Here is an 18,889-nt window from a genome sequence, read left to right as displayed (position 1 = left end):
CTAACGGCGTCATCAGGGAGCGATGCCGCCAGGAGAAGTCATCGTGATGGAAGGCTCAGCCGCACGTCGTCACCCGGATGTTCCGGGGCATGACCGCATTGCCTTTCTCGACCAGGCGCTGTGGAAGCGCCTGGCCGATGCCCAGGATGAGCCGGCGTACCTGCAGGCCTGGCTGAGCCTCCAGAGTCGCATGATCCCCGGGTGTCGCTCCATGGTCGTGCTGTTCCACGAGGTGGAGGACGCCCTGCTGGTCCCAGTGGCCGCCTGGCCGGATGCCAGTCCCCCTGCCGAAAGTCTCTCCGCGGCGGTAGATGCCGCGGTGGCCTCTGCCGCCGGGGCGGCAAGGCGCATCGATACCGACGCCGGTGGTGAGTCGCGCTTTGCCCTTGCCCTGCCCGTCTTCCTGGAGTCCCGGCTCGACGCCGTGGTCGCCCTTGAGGTGGCCGGTGCCGACAAGGAGGGGTTGCCGGAGCTGATGCGACGTCTGCAGTGGGGCGTGGCCTGGTTGGAAACCCTGCTCTGGCGTCGCCGCGCCGAGCAGGAAGCCCAGCAGCGCGAGCGAGTCGAGGCCGCCTTCGACCTGCTGGCACCGGTGCTGGATGCCCGTCACCTGCGCGATGCCTGTGACAGCCTGGCCAGTGAGCTGGCCGCCCGCCTGAACGCCGTTCGGGTTGCCGTGGGACTCAACCGCGGTGGCCGGCTGAGGGTCGCCGCGCTATCCCATACGGCAGTCGCCGACAATCGCATGCAGGCCATGCGCCTGCTGGCCGCGGCCATGCACGAGGCGCTGGATCAGGATGCCACCCTGATGCATCCGGCCCCGCCCGGCCAGGTGTTCTCGACGCTGGCCCATGCTCGGCTGCTGGAGCAATCCGGCAGCGCGGCGGTGGTCTCGGTCCCCCTGGCCTGGGGAGATCAGCGTATCGGCGTGATCCTGGTGGAGCTTGCCGAGCGCGACCGCATGGATGATCACCTGCTGGATACCCTCGAGGCCGTGGCGGCTTCCGCGGCACCGGTGCTGGATGCGCGACGTCGCAGCGACCGCTGGCTGGTCGGGCGTGGCTGGGACAGCCTGGTCGATGGCGCGGGTGCGCTGTTCGGCCCCCGGTACCTGGGCAAGAAGCTGGTGGCTGTCCTGCTGGCCGCCCTGGTGGCCTACCTGTCGCTTGCCACCGGCCAGTTTCGCATCACCAGCGATGCCCTGATCGAGGGCAGTGTGCAGCGCACCCTGGCGGCTCCCTTCGATGGCTACCTCGCCGAGGCATCGGTTCGGCCCGGCGATATCGTCTCCGCCGGCCAGGTGTTGGCCGAGCTGGACGCCACCGATCGTCAGCTGGAGCTGCTGCACTGGCTGAGCATGGAGCGCCAGCGCCAGCTCGAATATGAGCGGGCCCTGGCGGAGGGCGATCGCTCCGCCGTGGCGGTGGCCGCCGCCCAGGCGGAGCAGGCGCGTGCCCAGGCCGACCTGGCGCGGGAACAGGTGCGTCGCAGCCGGCTGGTCGCTCCCTTCGATGCCTATGTCCTGAGCGGCGACCTGTCGCGCTCCATCGGAGCGGCCATGTCCGGGGGAGAGCCGATGCTTGAGCTGGCGCCCCTGGATGCCTACCGGGTCGTGGTCCGCGTCGACGAGCGCGACATCGGCCATCTGGCCGAGCAGCAGCGAGGGCAGCTGGTCCTGGCCGCCCTGCCGGAGCAGGCGCTGGCCTTCCAGGTCGAGCGGATCACCTCGGTTTCCGAGCCCGGCGATGGGCAGAATCGCTTCCGGGTCGAGGGAGTGCTGGAGGACCCCGAGGCCCTGCAGAGGCTGCGCCCCGGCATGGAGGGAGTGGCCAAGGTGAGCGTGGATGAGCGGCGCCTGGCATGGATCTGGAGCTACAGGATCGTCGACTGGTTCCGCCTGCAGCTCTGGCGCTGGTGGCCCTGATGGCCATCGATGCCGGCCTCTACAGTCCCTGGTGGGGAGCCGTTGCCCACTCCCGCCCGCAGCTGCGCGGACACGTCCAGATGCACCGCCACCTCTACCGAGGCCAGCCCTGGTACGTGCTGCAGGACTCCGTCTCCGGCCGTTTCCATCGCTTCGGACCGGCGGCCTACCGGCTGATTGCCCAGCTCGATGGCCAGCGAACCCTCGACGAGGTGTGGCAGGACGTAGTGGCCACCCTGGGCGGCGATGCGCCGACCCAGGACGAGACCATCCAGCTGCTGGGCACCCTTCACGGTGCCGATGCCCTGAGCCACGAGGGTGCCCTGCACCTGGATGCCCTTTTCGAGCGCCGTGACCGGCATCGCCGACGCCAGTGGCTGCAGCGGGTGCGAAGCCCCCTGGCGATCCGCCTCCCGCTGCTGGATCCGGACAGGCTGCTGGACTGGCTCTACCCCCTGGCCCGTCCGCTGCTCGGCCTTTTCGGGCTGCTGCTCTGGATGGCGCTGGTCCTGGCCGCCTCGGTGATGGCGGTAATGCACTGGGAGGGCCTGGCGGCGGATCTCTCCAGCCAGCTGATGTCGATCAACAACCTGCCGCTGCTGATCGGGGTCTTCATCCTGGTCAAGTCGGTCCATGAGCTGGGCCACGGGCTGATGGTGAAGCGCTGGGGGGGCGAGGTGCATGAGCTGGGCATCATGCTGCTGGTGTTCATGCCGGTGCCCTATGTGGATGCCTCTGCCGCCACCGCCTACCCCTCCAAGTGGCAGCGGGCGCTGGTCGGCGCCGCCGGTATCCTCGTCGAGCTGACGCTGGCGGCGATTGCCATGTTCGTCTGGCTGGAAGCCGAAAGCGGCCTGGTGCGGGCCATCGCCTTCAACGTCATGGTCGTCGGGGGCGTATCGACCCTGCTGTTCAACGGCAATCCCCTGCTGCGCTTCGACGGCTACTACGTCTTCGCCGACCTGCTCGAGATCCCCAACCTGTTCACTCGCGCCAATCGCTACTTCTTCTACCTGGTGCAGTGCTACCTCTTCGGCATGGGTGAGGTCCGCTCGCCGGTCACCGCCCGGGGAGAGCGGGGCTGGCTGCTCTTCTACGCCATCGCCTCGTTCTGCTACCGGATGTTCCTGATGGCCATCATCGTGATGTTCGTGGCCTCGATGTTCTTCACCCTCGGTATCCTGCTGGCCGCCTGGTCGGTCCTGCAGATGCTGGTGTGGCCATTGCTGAAGGGGCTGCACTTCCTGTTCAACAGCCCGCGCCTGGAGCGTCGGCGTGGGCGCGCCTGGCTGGCCACCGGGCTGTTCGTCGCCGGCGTGGTGCTGCCGGTGACCCTGGTGCCGGCGCCCTATGCCACCATGGGAGAAGGGATCGTCTGGGTGCCCGACCGGGCGGAGGTTCACGCCACGGCAAGCGGCTTCGTGGCCGAGGTGATCGCCGAGCCGGGCAAGCCGGTGCGGCGTGGCGATCCGCTGATCGTGCTCGATGCCCCGCTGCTGGATGCCGAGATACGTGTCATGCAGGCCCAGGTGCGCGAACTGCAGGTTCGACGTGCCCTGGCAGCCGTCAGCGACCGGGTCCAGGAGCGCATCACCGGTGAGGAGCTGGCGTTGATGGAGGCGCGGCTCGAGGACGCCGAACGGCGACGCGCCGACCTGGTGGTGACCAGCCCCGTGGATGGCATCCTGGCGCTGCCCGCCGCCCAGCACCTGACAGGCCGTTACCTGAGGCGTGGCGAGCCGGTGGCACTGATCGTCGATCCGCAGCGCCCGGTGGTCCGCAGCCTGATCCCCCAGGAGCGCATCGACCTGGTGATGACGCGGACCCGGGAGGTGCTGGCGCGACCGGCCGCGGAGCCGGGCCGTGTGCTGATGCTCACCGATCCGCGGCTATCGCCGCTGGCGTCCACCGACCTGCCCAGCCTGGCGCTGACCAGCGAAGGCGGCGGCAAGGTGTCCCTGGATCCGTCCAACGGGCAACGCCCCAGTGCCATGGAGCCCTACTTCCTGTTCGAGGCCGAGGCCCCGGGGCTGATCGGTGCCGACAGCGTGGGGGGCCGGCTGCAGTTGCGCTTCGACCATGGCAACGTGCCGCTGGGGCAGCAGCTCTATCGGGCGCTGCGGCAGGTATTCCTGGAACGCCTGAATGTCTGATTCGCTGGCCGTTACACCCGGTTCGTCCTGGCGCCTCAGGAGAGGGCCTGCGTCCGCCCTGCAACCCGGTGAACCGCCGGAGCGCTGGCTGGTAGCCTGGAATGGTCTGGCAAGGCAGGCGCCATGGGCCTCGCGTGGGGGCAGGGCTCGCCTCGCGGCGGCCTGGCAGCAGGCCGCGCGCGCATCGCGCCGGGATGCGCTCGTCTGCGTCGAGGCGCAGCGATCTCTCAACAGGGCCCTGCGCGAGCGCCGCCTTTCCGCGGAGGCGGCCCTGGCCCTGGCCGAAGTGCTGCGCACATCGGGCCTGGCCGAGCCCCTCGGCCTCGAGGATCAGCCGGACCTGCTGATGCAGGCCTGGCGCCTGCTCTGTGGCGACATGCTGCTGGACGACCGGTCGGTCAGCCGGCATCCGGCCCTGGCCCTGGCCGCCCTCAGTGCCGCCAGGGCGGGCTGGCAGGTGGTGCTGGTCACGCCCGATGGCCCCGGGGCCGATGCCTTGCAGCAGTTCCTGGCGGCCGAGGCCGAGCCGCAGCGGGAGGTCACCGTGATACCGGAGGAGGGGCGTCGGGAAGACCGCTTGCGGCTCTATACCCGTCAACTGGTCTGCGTGCCGCTCGGGGTGCTGGCCATGGACCTGCTGCATGTCGCCCGCGAGTCCGGCCACACGGCGTCCGCATTGCGAGGCCACATCGCTCGGCTGGGCCGTGGCGGGGCATCGCCAACCGAGCTGTTCCCTGGCTCCCATACCCTGGTGCTGCTTCAGGAGGCCGGAGAGCTGTTCGCCGAGCGCGCCCTGGACAGCGTGGCCCTGCATGCGTCCAACGCCTGCGCCAGTGAGCATTCCCTGGCCGTTCAGGCCCTGGCCTTGTCCGCCCTGCTGCAGGCGTCGCACCACTTCGAGCTCGAGTCCGCCTTCGACCTGCCCACCCTGACCGAACAGGGCCGGCAGGTGCTGGCGGGCCTGGCGGGGTCGCGAGGTGGCCTCATGGCCAATATCGAGATCTGCCAACAGGCGGTACGGGCAGCGCTGCTGGTGAGTGCTGGCTGGCAGGAAGGGGTGCATTACCGGACGGGCCCAGAGCGAGTCGAGATCCTCGACGATCGACTGGAGCCGTTGATTTCCAGCCGGGAGATCGTCCCGGGCCTCAGGACCCTGCTGGACGTGCATGCCGGACTCGAAGGGCGCCATCGGGCCCTGGTCAGCCAGGCACGCGTGCATGCCCTGCTGTCGGGGCTGCCGCGCCTGGGCGGGGTGGGCCGCTGGCTCCCCTCCGTGGCGCAGGAGCTGGACTGGCTGCATCGTCGACCGGTGTGGCGGCCGGCACGAAAGCCGCGTCCGGCCCGCCGCTGGTCCGGGGTCCACCGGTTGGCGAGCCGTGAGGCAGCCGGCAATTGGGTGCGGGAGTGGCTGTCCCGGCGAAGCGACGATGCCGGGAGCCTGCTGCTGACGGTGGAGGGGATCGCTCCTCCGGCATCAGGGCACGAAGGCTCGCCCGGGGCAGGGGCTGGGGCTGGCAGATGGCTGACCCTGGGCGATGCGATGCGTGACTGGCGCTACGGTGCGATGCCGGAGCCCTGGGTGACACACCTGGCGGTGGTGCTGACCTCCGATCACCCCGCCGAGGAGTGGCTGTTCCTGATCGGTGAGCGCTGGCCGGCGCTTGAGGAGTGTTGCCTGGTGGTCATGCCATCGTCGCTGACCGGGGAGAGCCTGCTGACCGGCTGGTGGGGCCGGCTGTTGCCACGCCGCTGGCAGTCACGTCGCCTGGTGACCCGGCGCATCACGGCCAAGCGGCGCCTGATGAGGCGCGACGAGGGACTCAGGAAGATGCTGCATTTCGCCAGGGACTGATTCGCCATGGGAACTTCAAGACCACCACCCCGAAGGGAGTCCTGCACCATGTGGAGCTGTCGTCAACGCGCCGCCCCCCGGGGGCTGTCAGGAGCCGGAGGACTCGGGGCGAGCGGGCTCATCGGCCTTCTCGTGAGCCTGGCATTCGCCCCTCCTCTCCAGGCGGATGGGCTGCGTATCCGGGAGTGCCTGATCGAGCCCAGCGCCAGCGTCGCGATCGGCGCTCCCAGCGAGGGGTTGCTCGAGGCAGTGCTGGTGGAGCGTGGCGATGTGGTCAGGCGTGGCCAGCCATTGGCCCGTCTCACGGCTGACCTGGAGGCCATCACGCTGCGCATCGCCGAGACCCGTGCCGCCAGCCGGACCTCCATCGAGTCCGGGCGACAGCGAGTGGAGTATTTCGGTGCTCAGCGCCGCCGCTCGGCCCAGCTCAGGGAGCGCCAGCTGGTGGCGGTGGAGGACCTGGAACGCACGCGAACCGAGGAGGTGCTGGCGCGTGCCGAGCTGGAGATGGCCGAACTGGAGTCCCAGCTGGCCGTGCTCGAGGCGGAGCGCTCCCGAATCCTGCTCGACTACCGGGAGGTCAGGAGCCCCGTCGATGGCGTGGTGCTGAGCCGTCAGATGCATCCGGGGGAGTATGTCAACGAGCAGTCGTCGCTGATGCAGCTGGTGACCCTCGACCCGCTGCATGTGGAGGCCTTCCTGCCGATCGACCGGTTCACCGAGGTCGAGCCGGGCATGGTGTTGACCGTGGAGACGCCGGCTCCCTTCGCCGGCACCCATGCGGCGGAAGTCGCCATCGTCGATCGCGTCTTCGATGCCGCCAGTGGCACCTTCGGCGTGCGCCTGACCCTCGACAATGCCGACCTGGCGCTGCCGGCCGGTATCCGGTGCAGCTTGCTGCTGCCGCCTGAGTGACGGTCTCGGCCGTGCGGGTCGGCCATCAGTACCCCGTCATCTCCAGGTAGCCCACGCCCAGGCGGTCGCCGCTGTCATGGTCGCGGGCGACCACCTCTCCTTCCCAGTAGGGCACCGTGGTGTCCATCCAGCGCTCGGCTTGGGGCGCCTCCACGACCAGGTCGAGGCCCGCTGCGGGGACTTCCAGCCGCCAGCGGGTGGGCACCTCGCGGTCGGCCGCGCCCGAGGTGGCCAGCGGCGTGAGGGCAAGCTCGCCGGGTGCCAGCGCCCGGGGCTCCCCCTCGGGCGAGATCCAGGTGCCGGAGCGGTATTCGCCGCCGGCCTCCCCGCCGCCCCGCAGCTGGAAGGCCATCAGCCGGTGGCCGTCGTCCAGGTGCAGGGAGAACCAGTCCCAGCCCGCCTGCTCGGCCCCCAGCAGCTGGCTGCTCCACTCCCGGTCGAGCCAGCCGCGGCCGGTGACCGCATGGGTCTCGCCATCCAGGATCACCTCGCCCTCGACCCGCCAGAAGGGCTGGCTGTAGTAATGGGAACCCTGGCCGTCGGCGGCCTTCTGGCTGAAGCCCGCCTCGCCGTGCAGCACCAGGGGCCCCTCGGCGGTGAGCTCGAGGCGGTAGCCAAAGCGCGCCTCGCCCTCGCCGTCGAAGGCGGTTAGGGTCAGCCGCTCGAAGGTGTCGGCGTCGGGGGCGTCCACCCGGGTGACGAGTTCCCAGTCGTCGAGCCAGGCCCGGAAGGGATGGGCCATGGCCCCGGCCTGGCCGGGGCCGTCATGGGTCGGGTCGGCGGCGTGGCTGCGGGCGAAGCGCTCCGCCACCCGGTGGGTCTCGCCCCGGGAGACTGCCAGGTGCGCCATCCACAGCTGGTCGGCGACCCAGGGGCCGGGGGCCGGGCGCTCGGCGGGGGGCACCAGGGCCTGGCGGAACAACGTCCACTGCAGGCCCAGCGGCTCGCCGGCCTGGTCCTCCAGGTTGGCGGTGAGGTACCACCACTCGATGCGGTGGTCGGGATGGGCGCCGTGGTCCTCGGGGAAGCGCAGCGGCGTGCCGGGTCGCGCCTGGGCGAAGCCCTCTGCACTCTCGCCCAGGCCGGCGAAGCCGGCGGAGGGCTCGGGTGCAGTACCCTCCTCGCAGCCGCCCAGCAGCAGGGCCAGGCCCAGTGCCAGGCCCAGCGCCAGGCCGCGCCACGCCGGGTTTCTCCAGGCCGGACCTCTCCAGGCCGGGCCTCTCCACCGCTTGTGGGCTCCTCGGGCACTCATGACGGGGTCTCCTCGGCCAGCAGCGTGCGGGGCGGTGCCTGCCACAGCCGCAGCACGGGCAGCGCGGCGGCCAGCAGCGCCACCGCCACCGCGGTGGCCAGGGTCAGGGCGATCTCGCCGGGAAAGACGTGCAGCGGAAGGCGCCAGCCGAAGGCCGCCACGTTGATCACCGCCACCAGCCCCCAGGTGATGGCGATACCCAGCGGCACCGCCAGCAGGCCCGTGGCCAGGGCCGCGCCGCCCAGCTGGGCCAGCTGGAGGTGGCCCAGCCGGGCGCGGGGCACGCCCAGCGCCCACAGCGGCGCCAACTGGCGCCGTCGCTCGCGGGCCTGGGCGAGCAGGCTGGCCAGCAGCGCCAGGGCCGCCACCCCGAGGGTCAGGGCGTTGAGCGCCCGGGTGATGGTGAAGGTGCGCTCGAAGATGCCGGTGGCAACGCGCTTCACCTCGCGCTGGTCCAGCAGGCTGTCGCGGCCCAGCGCGAAGCGTTCGGCGAGGGCATTGCGCAGGTCATCCGCGTCGGCGCCCGGCGCCAGTACGATGCCCACCGAGCCTGGCGGCGCCCGGAAGCGTTCGGCCAGCCGGGGCGTGGCCAGCAGCACCTCGCCGCGGGGGTTGCCGTAGTCGGGGTAGACCGCCACCACGGTCAGCGTCTGGCGGGCTCCGCCGCGGGCGCCCGCACCGGCCAGGGTGAGGCGGTCGCCGGGAGCGAGCCCCTCGGCGGTGGCCAGCTGCTCGTTGATGAAGGCGTCGCCGGCCGCAAACGCCGACCAGGCCGCCTGGCGCCCCGCCAGGGTCTCCCGCAGGGGCCAGGCGGGCATCAGGGTCGCCCCGGGGGTGATGCCGTAGAGGCCGACCGGCAGCTCCAGGCGCCGCGAGGCCCCCTCGCGCTCGGCCGCCAGCAGGATGGCCTCGCTGCGCCGCGTGGCCAGCCGCTCGGCCACCCCCGGATGCTCGCCGAGCCAGGCGTGAACCTCGTCGAACCGCTCCGCCGGCGGGCGAAGGTAGAGGTCCGCGACCAGGCGCTGGTCCAGCCAGTCGAGGAAGGTGAGGCGAAAGCCGCCCACCATGCTGCCCACCCCCAGGTTGGCGGAGAGCGCGATCAGCAGGGCCATCATGGCCAGCGACAGCCGCGGCAGCTGCAGCTGCAGGTCGGCCAGCGCCCATTGGGCCAGCGGGCGTCGCCGGGCCAGGTGCGCCAGACCGGCCAGGGCCGCGGCCAGCACCGGCGGCAGCCACAGGGCGCTGGCCAGCAGCAGGGCGGCCACCAGGCCGAAGCCGGCCAGCAGCCCCTCGCCCGGCGGCAGGCGGGCCAGCCAGGCCCACAGCGCCAGGCCGACAAGCGCCGCCAGGCCGCCGGCCATGGCCATCAGCCGCAGCTGGCGGTGGAAGCCGGCCCGCCACGCCTGGGCCTGACCCAGGTCGAGCACGCTGAGCCGGGCCGCCCGCCACAGCACGCCGGAGCCGGCCAGCAGCAGGCCGCCCAGGGTCACCGCCAGCCCGCCCAGCCAGTAGTGCCAGGGCAGCCGCAGCTCGGCGCCGACCCCCGCCCCGTAGAGGCTGCCTAGGGTGGCCGCCACGTCGGGCAGCAGCGCCTGGGCTAGCCAGACCCCGCTGGCGATGCCGGCCAGCGCCCCGGCCAGCCCCAGGATCACCAGCTCCAGGGCCAGCAGGCCCACCAGGGCGCGGCCGGTCACCCCCAGCGCGCGCAGGGTGCGCAGCATCCCCAGGCGCTGTTCCAGGGCGAGGCCCAGTGCCGCCTGGACGATGAACAGCCCCACCACCAGCGCCAGCAGCGCCAGGGCGGTGAGGTTGAGATGGAAGCTCTCGGTGAGCTGGCCCGGCGAGGCCAGGGTCGTGGCGGGCGTCAGCACCAGCCCGTCCGGGGCCTCGGCAAGCGCGCCGGGCGCCGCCACCAGCCGGCTGATCCGCTCGCCGCTCTCCAGCAGGGCCGCGGCGGCGGCGATGTCCATCACCAGGGTGTCCGGCGGCAGCGAGGGCGACAGGCTCAGCGGTGGCAGGCGTCGCCCGGCGCTCAGCCCGGGCGTGCTTCCTGCGGCATCGCCCGGGGCGACGCCGAGAACGGCCAGGGTGTCCGGGGCCACCCGGGTCTGCCAGGGGGGCGACAGGAAGCCGGTGAGCTCTCCCGGGCTTGAAGATAGGCTGCCCGCCGTGGCGAAGGCACTGTCGCCGGGCAGGGTCAGCGGGTCGATGCCGATCACCGTCAGCCGGGTGCCGTCCGCAGCCTCCAGCTCGCCCTCCAGCATCGGCGAGACCGGCACCCCTGCCCGGCGCAGGGCGGTGAAGTCCTCCCGGGTCAGCGACTGGCCGTCGCGGCGCTCCAGGCGGTCCAGGCCGGTGGTGAAGAGCGCCTCGGCGCGGGCGTAGCTGTCCCGGGCCGAGGCGTTGATCGCCTGGACGCTGCTCCACAGGGCGCTGGCTACCCAGAGGCCGAGCAGCAGCATCACCAGCTGGCCGGGGTGGCGCCGATAGTGGGAGAGCAGGGTCGACAGGGCCGTGGGCATGGGGGCGGGGAAACTCCGGGGTCGGGTCAGTCCAGGTGGAGCCAGCGGGCCAGGCGCGAGTGACGATGGCGGCGCAGGTACCAGGGAAGCAGGGTCATCGCGATGAGGATCGCGATCGCCGCCATGCCGCTGAGCAGCGGATGCAGCTGGAAGGTGTGCCCCAGGCTGGCGAATATCAGGGTCATGGGCAGCATGCCGATCAACGAGGCCAGCGCGAACCGCCATGCCGTGATGGCGGTCACGCCGGCGGCATAGCTGATCAGGGCGAAGGAAAAGATCGGCACGAGGCGGGTCACAAGGACGGTGATGAACAGTAGCCGCTGCGACCCCTGGGCGCCGAACAGCGGATTGTCCCGGAAGCGTTCGCGGAGCAGGTCGCGGCCCAGCAAGCGGGCCAGGTAGAAGGCGATCATGGCTCCGCCGAGCGCGCTGATCACCGAGAGCACCACGCCGGGGAGGATGCCGAAGGCCAGTCCCGAGGCGGAGGTGATCGGCAGGGTGGGGATGGGGCCCACCACCACCGCCAGCACCATCAGCGCCATCATCAGGAAGGGGCCCAGCGCGCCACGCTCGCCGAGCCACTGTGACAGGGCGTCGGGCGACAGCGAGTCGGGCATCCCCAGCTGCTGCATGACCAGCCAGATCACAACGACATTGACGGCCACCACGACCACGATGCCGCCTCGGAATATCCCCTCACGACGGGTCATGGGCGCGCTCCGTCACGTCTTCCACCTGACCCTTGGACAGCAGCAGGCATCGATCGAGCGGTGAGGCGGCACGGGCGCTGTGGGTCACCATCAGCAGCGCGCAGCCGGTCTTGCGTACCAGTTCCAGCAACAGGGCCAGCACGTCGCCGGCGGTGGTCTCGTCCAGGTTGCCGGTGGGCTCGTCGGCGAGCAGCAGCGCGGGGCGCGGGGCCAGGGCACGGCCGATGGCCAGGCGCTGCTGCTGGCCGCCGGAGAGCTGTTCCGGGTAGCGTTTCTCCAGCCCGGCCAGGCCGAGCCGGCTCACCAGCTCGGCGGTCCATTCGGGGTCCTCCACGGCGGCCAGTCGGGCCTGGAGGCGCAGGTTGTCGATCACATTAAGGCTCGGTATCAGGTGGAACTGCTGGAACACCAGGCCCAGCGCCTCGCGCCGCAGCCGGGCCCGGTCGGGTTCGGCCAGCGCCGACAGTGGCCGGTCGGCCAGGGTGACCGCTCCGGCATCCGGCAGGTCGAGCCCCGCCGCCAGGTGCAGCAGGGTCGACTTGCCGCTGCCCGACTCGCCCATCAGCGCCAGGCTCTGCCCCGCCGCCAGGGTCAGGTCGACGCCGTCCAGCACCGTCAGTGGCCCCTGGGGGGTGGCGTAGGCCTTGTGGACCTGACGAAATTCGAGCATGGAGAGTTCCCGGTGGCGTTCCCTCCGGCATGGTGGCACAGAACGTTGCGCCGCCACAGGCGACTCACGGAGAAGTGAAGCCGGCAAGGCGATAGCGTATAACCGAGGGCATGCCGGGGCATGCGGCCTGATGGCCAAGGGAGGGCAGAGTGACGGTCACGGTGTCGAGACACTTTGTCGGCGAGCTGTTTCGGGGGGTGCCACAGCTTCACCGCGAGCGCGGCAGCCTGCTGCGCCGCGCCGGCATCTCGCCGGGCTGGCTGGACACCCGGCACGGGCGAGTCACCGTGGAGCAGTTTGCCACCCTCTATCGCCTGCTGGTCAACGAGTGCGATGACGAGACGCCGGGGTTCTTCTCCCGGCCGCTGCGTGGCGGCACCCTCAAGCTGCTCTGCCTGAGCCTGCTGGAGGCGCCGACCCTCAGGGTGGCGCTCCACCGCTATCGGCTGTTCTTCCGCATCCTGCTGGATGACTTCGGCTACGAGGTCAGCCACGGCGACGAGCGGGTGCGTATCGGCCTCGTAGAACACTGCGCTCCGGCAGGCAGCCGCATCCTGGTGCACGAGCTGATGCTGAAGCTGCTCCACGGCATCGCGTCGTGGATGATCGCCCGCAAGATTCCACCGCTGCTGATGGAATGCGCCTACCCCCAGCCTGCACACAGTGCCGACTATCGCTACTTCTATCCGGGCCGGGTGCTCTTCGACTGTCCCCAGACCGCCATCTACTTCGATCGAGCGGTGCTCGACGAGCCGATCCGCCAGACCAAGCAGCACCTGGGCGCCTTCCTGCAGCGCGCCCCGGCGGACTGGTTCTATGTCTCCTTCGAGGAGCGTCTGCTCGCCCACCGGGTGCGCGAGCACCTGACCCGCCACGGCGCCTACTCGGCCAGCGTGGCGGAGGTGGCCGAGGCGCTGCACCTGTCGGTGCGCACCCTCTCGCGGCGCCTGGCGGCGGAGGGGACCCGTTTCCAGGCGGTCAAGGACGAGTGTCGGCGGGACTTCGCCATCCAGGCGCTGACCCGCAGCGAGCAGCCGTTGACGACCCTGGCCGAGTCGCTGGGATTCCAGGACCAGGCCTGCTTCAGCCGCGCATTCCGCGGCTGGACCGGGGATACCCCCGCCGCCTACAGGCGGGCGCTGGCGGTACCCCGGTAAGCTTTGTCCGAAAACTGGCTGCGCTCGATCAAACGGCGTTAAAAATCAGCTCAAAGTACTCATTTACAGTTGTAAACTCCGTCTTTTCGCCGATTTTTGCCTTGTCTGTTCTTCGCTCGCCGGCTTTTCAGTCAAAGCTCATACCGCTTTTACGCTTCCTGGCGGATGCGCTTCTTGTCCAGCTTGCCCACGCTGGTCTTGGGGATCTCGTCGACAAAGCGGATGGAGGAGGGCAGCGCCCAGCGGTTGATGCGCCCCTCGTTGACGAACTGCTTGAGGAAGGTCAGCACCTCGTCGCCGGTGGGCGGGGCGTTGAGGTCAAGGGGCACCACCAGGGCGGCGGGGCGCTCTCCCCATTGCTCGTCGGGCATGCCGATCACTGCCACCTCGGCCACGCCGGGGCACTGGGCGATCAGGTTCTCCAGCTCCAGGGAGGAGATCCACTCGCCGCCGGTCTTGATCACGTCCTTGATGCGGTCGCGGATCTGCAGGAAGCCGCGCTCGTCGAGGGTGGCCACGTCGCCGGTATGCAGCCAGCCGTCGCGCCACAGCTCCTCGCTGCGGGTGGTCTCCTTGTAGTAGGCCTGGGTCAACCAGGGGGCGCGGACGCGCACCTCGCCGACGCTCTCGCCGTCCTGGGGCAGCGGTGTGCCGCTCTCGTCCACCACCTGCAGGTGCACCAGCGGCACCGCCACGCCCGCCTTGCAGCGCCACGGCAGCTGGGTCTCGAAGTCGGCCTCGGCGATATCCCGGGGCAGGATGTCGGCGGTGAGCAGCGGGCAGGTCTCCGACATGCCGTAGGCGCTGCGGGTGTCGATGCCCAGCTCATGGGCTCGCCGGGCCAGCGCCTGGGTCAGGGGGCTGCCGCCGATCAGCAGCTTCCAGCCGGAGAGGTCGACACGGCCCGAGGCGACCGGCTCGGCGCCCACCACCATGCCGAGCAGGGTGGGCACGCAGTGGGAGAAGTCCACCTTCTCGCTGACCAGCAGCTTGACCAGCATCTCCGGCTCGTAGCGCCCGGGGTAGACCTGGGTGGCGCCGAGCAGGGTGGCGGTGTAGGGCACGCCCCACGCATGCACGTGGAACATCGGCGTGATCGGCATGTAGACCTTGTCGCGGTCGAGCAGCTCGAACCCCGGCGCCTGGAAGGTGCTGGCCTCGCCCAGGGTGTGCAGCACCAGCTGGCGGTGGGTGAAGTAGACCCCCTTGGGGTTGCCGGTGGTGCCGGTGGTGTAGAACAGCGTGGCCACCGCGTTCTCGTCGAAGGTGGGGAAGTCGTAGTGGCCGGGCTGCTCGGCCAGCAGCGTCTCGTACTCGCCCACCAGGGGCAGGCGGGTCTCGAGGGGCGCCTCCTCCTCCTGGCAGAGCAGGTAGCCGCGAATGCGCGGCAGCCGCTCGTGGAGCCCCTCCAGTAGCGGCACGAAGTCACGATGCACGAGCACGAAGTCGTCCTCGGCGTGCTCCATGGTGTAGTGGACCTGCTCCGGCGAGAGGCGCACGTTCACCGTGTGCAGGATGGCCCCCAGCATGGGGATGGCGAAGAAGGCCTCCAGGTAGCGGTGGCTGTCCCAGTCGAGGACGGCGACCACGTCGCCGGCACGCACGCCCTGGGCACTGAGCAGGTGGGCGAGCTGGTGCACCCGTTCGCGGAAGCGGCGGTAGCTGTGGCGGCCCAGGTCGCGGTAGACGATCTGGTTGTCGCCGGCCATGCGCACGCCGCTCTCCAGCAGCTCGCCGATCAGCAGCGGCGGGTTGGTGGCTGAGGGCGTGGGCGGCAGGATCCTGGGGTTGACGGTGGTCATCGGCGTGTCTCCTCGTGGTTGTCCGGGGTTCCTTCAGCAGCGCTCGATCAGCAGGGCGATGCCCTGGCCGCCGCCGATGCAGAGGGTGATCAGGCCGTAGCGGCCGCCGGTGCGCTCCAGCTCGGCCAGCGCCTTGATCACCAGGATGGCGCCGGTGGCGCCGACAGGATGACCCAGCCCCACGGCGCCGCCGTTGGGGTTGAGCCTTTTGGCCGGGAAGCCCAGCTCGTCGGCCACCGCCATGGCCTGGGCGGCGAAGGCCTCGTTGGACTCGATGACGTCGATATCGCCGATGGCGAGCCCTGCCTGCTCCAGGCAGCGGCGCACGGCAGGAATCGGCCCCAGCCCCATCAGGTGCGGCTCGACCCCGGCGGCGGTGCCGGTGATCAGCCGTGCCCGGGGTGTCAGGCCGCGGCGTTCGGCCTCCTCGGCGTGGGCCAGCACCAGGCTCGCCGCGCCGTCGTTGAGGCCCGAGGCGTTGCCGGCGGTGACGATGCCCTCCTTCTGGAAGGCGGGCCGGAGCCGGGCCAGGTCCTCCAGGGTGACGCCCTCGCGCACGTGTTCGTCCTGGTCAAAGCGGCGCTCCGTCTTCCCCTCGCGCACGGTGACCGGCACGATCTGCTCGGTGAAGCGCCTCTCGGCGATGGCCCGGGCCGCCTTGTGGTGGCTCTCCAGGGCGAAGCGGTCCACGGCCTCGCGGGTGAGGCCGTGGCGAAGGGCGATGTTCTCGGCGGTGCAACCCATGTGGCCGCTGCCGAAGGGGTCGCTGAGGATGCCGAGGGTCAGGTCGGTGACCGCCGCGTGACCCATGCGCAGGCCGCTGCGCGCCTGGGGCGGCAGCAGGTAGGCGCCGCGGCTCATGGACTCGGCGCCGCCGGCCAGGGCCAGGCGGCTGTCGCCCAGGGTGATCTGCTGGGCGGCGGAGAGCAGCGCCTGCACCCCGGAGCCGCACAGGCGGTTGACGTTGAAGGCGCCGGCCTCGTCGGGCACGCCGCTCTCTCGGGCGATATGGCGCGCCAGGTAGGCGTCCTCGGGGCCGGTGGTGATGATATGGCCGTAGACGGCGTGGTCGATGGCCGCGGCCTCGACGCCGGCGCGCGCGAGCGCCTCCTGGGCGGTGACGGTGCCGAGCTCGTGGGGGGCGAGGCCGGCCAGGCTGCCGCCGAAGCCGCCGATGGCGGTACGGGCGCCACCCAGGATGACAACGGAATCCAGACGCATGGTGTCTCTCCTGATTCAGGTCCTGCCCAGCAGCGAGCGGGCAACGACTTCCTTCATGATCTCCGAGGTGCCGGCGTAGATGGTCTGCACCCGGGCATCCAGATAGAAGCGCGAGATGGGGTATTCGCGGGTGTAGCCGTAGCCGCCGAACAGCTGCAGGCAGGTATCGGCGGTGGCGCACTGCATCTCGGTGAGGCGCAGCTTGAGGATGGCAGCCTCGGTGGGGCCCATGGCGCCCTGGCGATACTGCGCCATGCACTTCTCGAGGTAGGCGCGGCCCAGCTCGATGTCGGCCTGCACCTCGGCCAGGGTGAAGCGGGTGTTCTGGAAGTCGCCCACCCGCTGGCCGAAGGCGCGGCGCTCCTGGACGTACTCCAGTGTCAGCGCCAGGGCACCCTCCATGGCGCCCAGGGCCTGGGCGCCGACGCCGAGGCGCTCCCGGGGGAGCTCCTGCATCAGGTAGGCGAAGCCCCGGCCCTCCTCGCCGAGCAGGGCATCGGCGGGCAGCTCGACGCCGTCGAAGAAGAGCTCGGCGGTGTCGCTGGCGTGCTGGCCGATCTTCCTGATCGGCTGGCCCCGGGAGAAGCCGGGCAGGGTGGTGTCGACCAGGAAGAGCGAGACCCCCCTGGCGCCGGCCTCCGGGTCGGTCTTGGCGCAGACGATCACCAGGTCGGCCACCTGGCCGTTGGTGATGAAGAGCTTGCTGCCGTCCAGGCGCCAGCCATCGGCGGTGCGCCGGGCGCGGGTCTTCATGGCGGCCAGGTCGCTGCCGGCACCGGGCTCGGTCATGGCGATGGCGCCGATCACCTCGCCGCTGGCCATGGCCGGCAACCAGCGCTGCTGCTGGGCCGGGGTGGCAATATGCAGCAGGTAGGGCATCACGATATTGGCGTGGATGTTGTAGGCGCTGGCCAGGCCGCCGTAGCCGCGCCGCGAGATCTCCTCGATGACCAGCTGGGTGATGGCGAAGTCGGCGCCGGCACCCCCCAGCGGCTCCGGCATGTCGATGCCCAGCAGCCCGGCCTCGCCCATGCGCTTCCAGAGTGCGCGGGGCAGCTCGCCGGCCTCCTCCCATGCCTCGTAGTGGGGCGCCACCTCCTGCTCCAGGAAGCGGCAGATCATGTCGTGGAAGAGCGGCGTCAGCTCGTCCTGGGGGATGGCCTGGGTCACGCGTTCAGCTCCTTGCGCAGGTGTCGCTTGAGAATCTTGCCGGCGGTGCTCTTGGGCAGGGCATCGGCGAATAGCACCCGCTTGGGCACCTTGTAGTGCGCCATGACGCGCTTCGCGTGGGCGATGAGCGCCTCCTCGCTGGCCTCCTCGCCCTCCTTGAGCACCACCACGGCGGTGATCGCCTCGATCCACTTCTCGTCGGGCAGGCCGATCACCGCCACCTCGGAGACGGCGGGGTGCTGGAAGAGCCCTTCCTCCACCTCGCGGCTGGCCACCACCACGCCGCCGGTGTTGATGACGTCCTTGATGCGGTCGACGATGAAGAGATAGCCCTCCTCGTCGACGTAGCCCACGTCGCCGGAGTGGAACCAGCCGCCGAGGAAGGCCTCCTCGGTCATCTCCGGCTTGTCCCAGTAGCCGGTGAGCAGCTGGGGCGAGCGGTGGACGATCTCGCCGTGCTCCCCGGTGGGCACGTCGTTCATCTCGGCGTCGACGATGCGGGTCTCCACGGTGAGGGTCGGGCGGCCCGCCGAGGCCGGCCGGGCGTCGTGCTCCTCGGGGCGCAGCACCGTGGCCAGGGGAGCGATCTCGCTCTGGCCGTAGCAGTTGTAGAGCCCCACGCCGGGAATGCGCTGGCGAAGCTCCTCCAGCACCGGCACCGGCATGATGGAGGCACCGTAGTAGGCCTTCTTCAGGCGGCTCAGGTCGGAGCGCTCGAAGTCGGGGTGGCGCAGCAGGCTGATCCACACCGTGGGCGGGGCGAAGAAGGAGGCGATGCCCTGGCGGCTGATCTGGGCCAGGCAGTCGTCGGGCAGCGGCGCCTCGCGCAGGTGGACCGGTGCGCCCAGCAGCAGCGCCGGCATCAGGAAGACGTGCATCTGCGCGGAGTGATAGAGCGGCAGGGCGGCCAGCATCGGCTCGTCGCCCTTGATGTCGAGTTCCACCATGCAGGCCATGTATTCGGCGAGCAGGGCCTGGTGGGTCATCATCGCCGCCTTGGGCGCGGCGGTGGTGCCGGAGGTGTAGAGCAGCTGGGCGAGGCTTGCGCCCTCCACCGCCACCTCCGGCTCGGCCTCGCCGCCCTCGCTCATGGCCGCGGCCAGCACGTCGAAGCCATCGCTCTGCCCCGCATGGAGGGTGCCCGACAGTGCCAGCGCCCTGCCCTCAGTGGCGGCGGTCACCGTGTCGGCCAGGCCGAGGTCGCTGAGCAGGCCCGTGGCGCCGGACTGCTCGAGGATATAGCCGAGTTCGTCGGCGGTCAGGGCGTAGTTCACCGGCACGTGCACCAGGCCGGCCCGGGTCGCGGCCAGCCAGGCGATCACGTAGGCGTCGGAGTTCTTGCCGTAGACCGCCAGGCGGTCCCCGGGAGCGAGGCCCGACTCGAGCAACCGGTTGGCGACCCGGTTCACCGCCCGGTTGAGGTCGGCGTAGGACCAGCCCCTGTCGTTGAAGGCCAGTGCCAGCTTGCCGCCGTGCTTGCGGGCGCTGCGGTTGAGGGCCGCGCCGATGGTGTTCTGCTGGATCTTCGGATTGAGGCTCAT

General features: G+C 70.8%; 13 protein-coding genes. 5 read left to right on the top strand and 8 right to left on the bottom strand.

Going from position 1 to position 18,889, the window contains the following annotated elements; all coding sequences use genetic code 11:
- Positions 1-46 precede the first annotated feature (46 nt).
- The 4 genes from BDK63_RS02200 to BDK63_RS02185 all read left to right on the top strand — a co-directional run bounded on the left by BDK63_RS02200 (position 47) and on the right by BDK63_RS02185 (position 6,844).
- Positions 47-1,924 carry a GAF domain-containing protein gene (locus BDK63_RS02200; RefSeq protein WP_246385726.1) on the top strand — a complete coding sequence of 626 codons (1,878 nt, stop codon included), beginning with the start codon at positions 47-49 and terminating at the stop codon, positions 1,922-1,924.
- Positions 1,861-4,077 carry a site-2 protease family protein gene (locus BDK63_RS02195; protein WP_183329689.1) on the top strand — a complete coding sequence of 739 codons (2,217 nt, stop codon included), beginning with the start codon at positions 1,861-1,863 and terminating at the stop codon, positions 4,075-4,077. Before BDK63_RS02200 ends, BDK63_RS02195 begins: the two co-directional genes overlap by 64 nt.
- A gap of 286 nt (positions 4,078-4,363) precedes the next feature.
- Entirely contained in the window at positions 4,364-5,929 is a 1,566-nt protein-coding gene (locus BDK63_RS02190) for a hypothetical protein (protein ID WP_183329688.1), read from the top strand.
- Between the two features lie 132 nt (positions 5,930-6,061).
- Positions 6,062-6,844, top strand: a complete 783-nt coding sequence (locus BDK63_RS02185; protein ID WP_183329687.1) for an efflux RND transporter periplasmic adaptor subunit — start codon at positions 6,062-6,064, stop codon at positions 6,842-6,844.
- Positions 6,845-6,869: 25 nt separating this feature from the next.
- Here BDK63_RS02185 and BDK63_RS02180 read toward each other — a convergent pair whose 3' ends face one another.
- Genes BDK63_RS02180 through BDK63_RS02165 form a run of 4 tightly spaced genes read right to left on the bottom strand, consistent with a single transcriptional unit; the run spans position 6,870 to position 11,998 of the window.
- Positions 6,870-8,096 carry a lipocalin-like domain-containing protein gene (locus BDK63_RS02180; protein ID WP_183329686.1) on the bottom strand — a complete coding sequence of 409 codons (1,227 nt, stop codon included), beginning with the start codon at positions 8,094-8,096 and terminating at the stop codon, positions 6,870-6,872.
- The gene (locus BDK63_RS02175) at positions 8,093-10,618 is read right to left on the bottom strand and encodes an FtsX-like permease family protein (protein WP_183329685.1); all 2,526 of its coding nucleotides are present in this window, start codon (positions 10,616-10,618) and stop codon (positions 8,093-8,095) included. The genes BDK63_RS02180 and BDK63_RS02175 overlap by 4 nt, the downstream gene beginning before the upstream one ends.
- 26 nt (positions 10,619-10,644) lie before the next feature.
- Positions 10,645-11,328: a TVP38/TMEM64 family protein gene (locus BDK63_RS02170; protein ID WP_183329684.1), complete on the bottom strand. Its 684-nt coding sequence runs from the start codon at positions 11,326-11,328 to the stop codon at positions 10,645-10,647.
- Positions 11,315-11,998: an ABC transporter ATP-binding protein gene (locus BDK63_RS02165; protein WP_183329683.1), complete on the bottom strand. Its 684-nt coding sequence runs from the start codon at positions 11,996-11,998 to the stop codon at positions 11,315-11,317. Before BDK63_RS02165 ends, BDK63_RS02170 begins: the two co-directional genes overlap by 14 nt.
- Positions 11,999-12,147: 149 nt before the next feature.
- Between BDK63_RS02165 and BDK63_RS02160 the strand changes: the two genes are divergently transcribed.
- Positions 12,148-13,155: an AraC family transcriptional regulator ligand-binding domain-containing protein gene (locus BDK63_RS02160; protein ID WP_183329682.1), complete on the top strand. Its 1,008-nt coding sequence runs from the start codon at positions 12,148-12,150 to the stop codon at positions 13,153-13,155.
- Between the two features lie 149 nt (positions 13,156-13,304).
- Here BDK63_RS02160 and BDK63_RS02155 read toward each other — a convergent pair whose 3' ends face one another.
- Genes BDK63_RS02155 through BDK63_RS02140 form a run of 4 tightly spaced genes read right to left on the bottom strand, consistent with a single transcriptional unit; the run spans position 13,305 to position 18,889 of the window.
- Positions 13,305-14,957 carry a fatty acid--CoA ligase gene (locus tag BDK63_RS02155; RefSeq protein WP_183329681.1) on the bottom strand — a complete coding sequence of 551 codons (1,653 nt, stop codon included), beginning with the start codon at positions 14,955-14,957 and terminating at the stop codon, positions 13,305-13,307.
- 33 nt (positions 14,958-14,990) lie between these two features.
- Positions 14,991-16,178, bottom strand: coding sequence for a beta-ketothiolase BktB (gene bktB / locus BDK63_RS02150; RefSeq protein WP_183329680.1), 1,188 nt, complete (start codon positions 16,176-16,178; stop codon positions 14,991-14,993).
- 15 nt (positions 16,179-16,193) lie between these two features.
- On the bottom strand, positions 16,194-17,300 hold the full coding sequence (locus tag BDK63_RS02145; RefSeq protein ID WP_183329828.1) for an acyl-CoA dehydrogenase family protein: 1,107 nt from the start codon (positions 17,298-17,300) through the stop codon (positions 16,194-16,196).
- 44 nt (positions 17,301-17,344) lie between these two features.
- Positions 17,345-18,889, bottom strand: a complete 1,545-nt coding sequence (locus BDK63_RS02140; RefSeq protein ID WP_183329679.1) for a fatty acyl-CoA synthetase — start codon at positions 18,887-18,889, stop codon at positions 17,345-17,347.

The organism is Halomonas campaniensis (assembly GCF_014193375.1).
Taxonomy (GTDB): domain Bacteria; phylum Pseudomonadota; class Gammaproteobacteria; order Pseudomonadales; family Halomonadaceae; genus Halomonas; species Halomonas campaniensis.
Note: the sequence above shows the minus strand (reverse complement) of the source record. Positions and strands in the feature narration are given on the sequence as shown.

Coding starts and splice junctions, on each gene's coding strand:
- BDK63_RS02200 (WP_246385726.1), top strand. CDS start 47: ATGGAAGGCTCAGCCGCACGTCGTCACCCGGATGTTCCGGGGCATGAC.
- BDK63_RS02195 (WP_183329689.1), top strand. CDS start 1,861: ATGGATCTGGAGCTACAGGATCGTCGACTGGTTCCGCCTGCAGCTCTG.
- BDK63_RS02180 (WP_183329686.1), bottom strand. CDS start 8,096: ATGAGTGCCCGAGGAGCCCACAAGCGGTGGAGAGGCCCGGCCTGGAGA.
- BDK63_RS02175 (WP_183329685.1), bottom strand. CDS start 10,618: ATGCCCACGGCCCTGTCGACCCTGCTCTCCCACTATCGGCGCCACCCC.
- BDK63_RS02170 (WP_183329684.1), bottom strand. CDS start 11,328: ATGACCCGTCGTGAGGGGATATTCCGAGGCGGCATCGTGGTCGTGGTG.
- BDK63_RS02165 (WP_183329683.1), bottom strand. CDS start 11,998: ATGCTCGAATTTCGTCAGGTCCACAAGGCCTACGCCACCCCCCAGGGG.
- BDK63_RS02155 (WP_183329681.1), bottom strand. CDS start 14,957: ATGACCACCGTCAACCCCAGGATCCTGCCGCCCACGCCCTCAGCCACC.
- bktB (WP_183329680.1), bottom strand. CDS start 16,178: ATGCGTCTGGATTCCGTTGTCATCCTGGGTGGCGCCCGTACCGCCATC.
- BDK63_RS02145 (WP_183329828.1), bottom strand. CDS start 17,300: ATGATCTGCCGCTTCCTGGAGCAGGAGGTGGCGCCCCACTACGAGGCA.
- BDK63_RS02140 (WP_183329679.1), bottom strand. CDS start 18,889: ATGAGCCTCAATCCGAAGATCCAGCAGAACACCATCGGCGCGGCCCTC.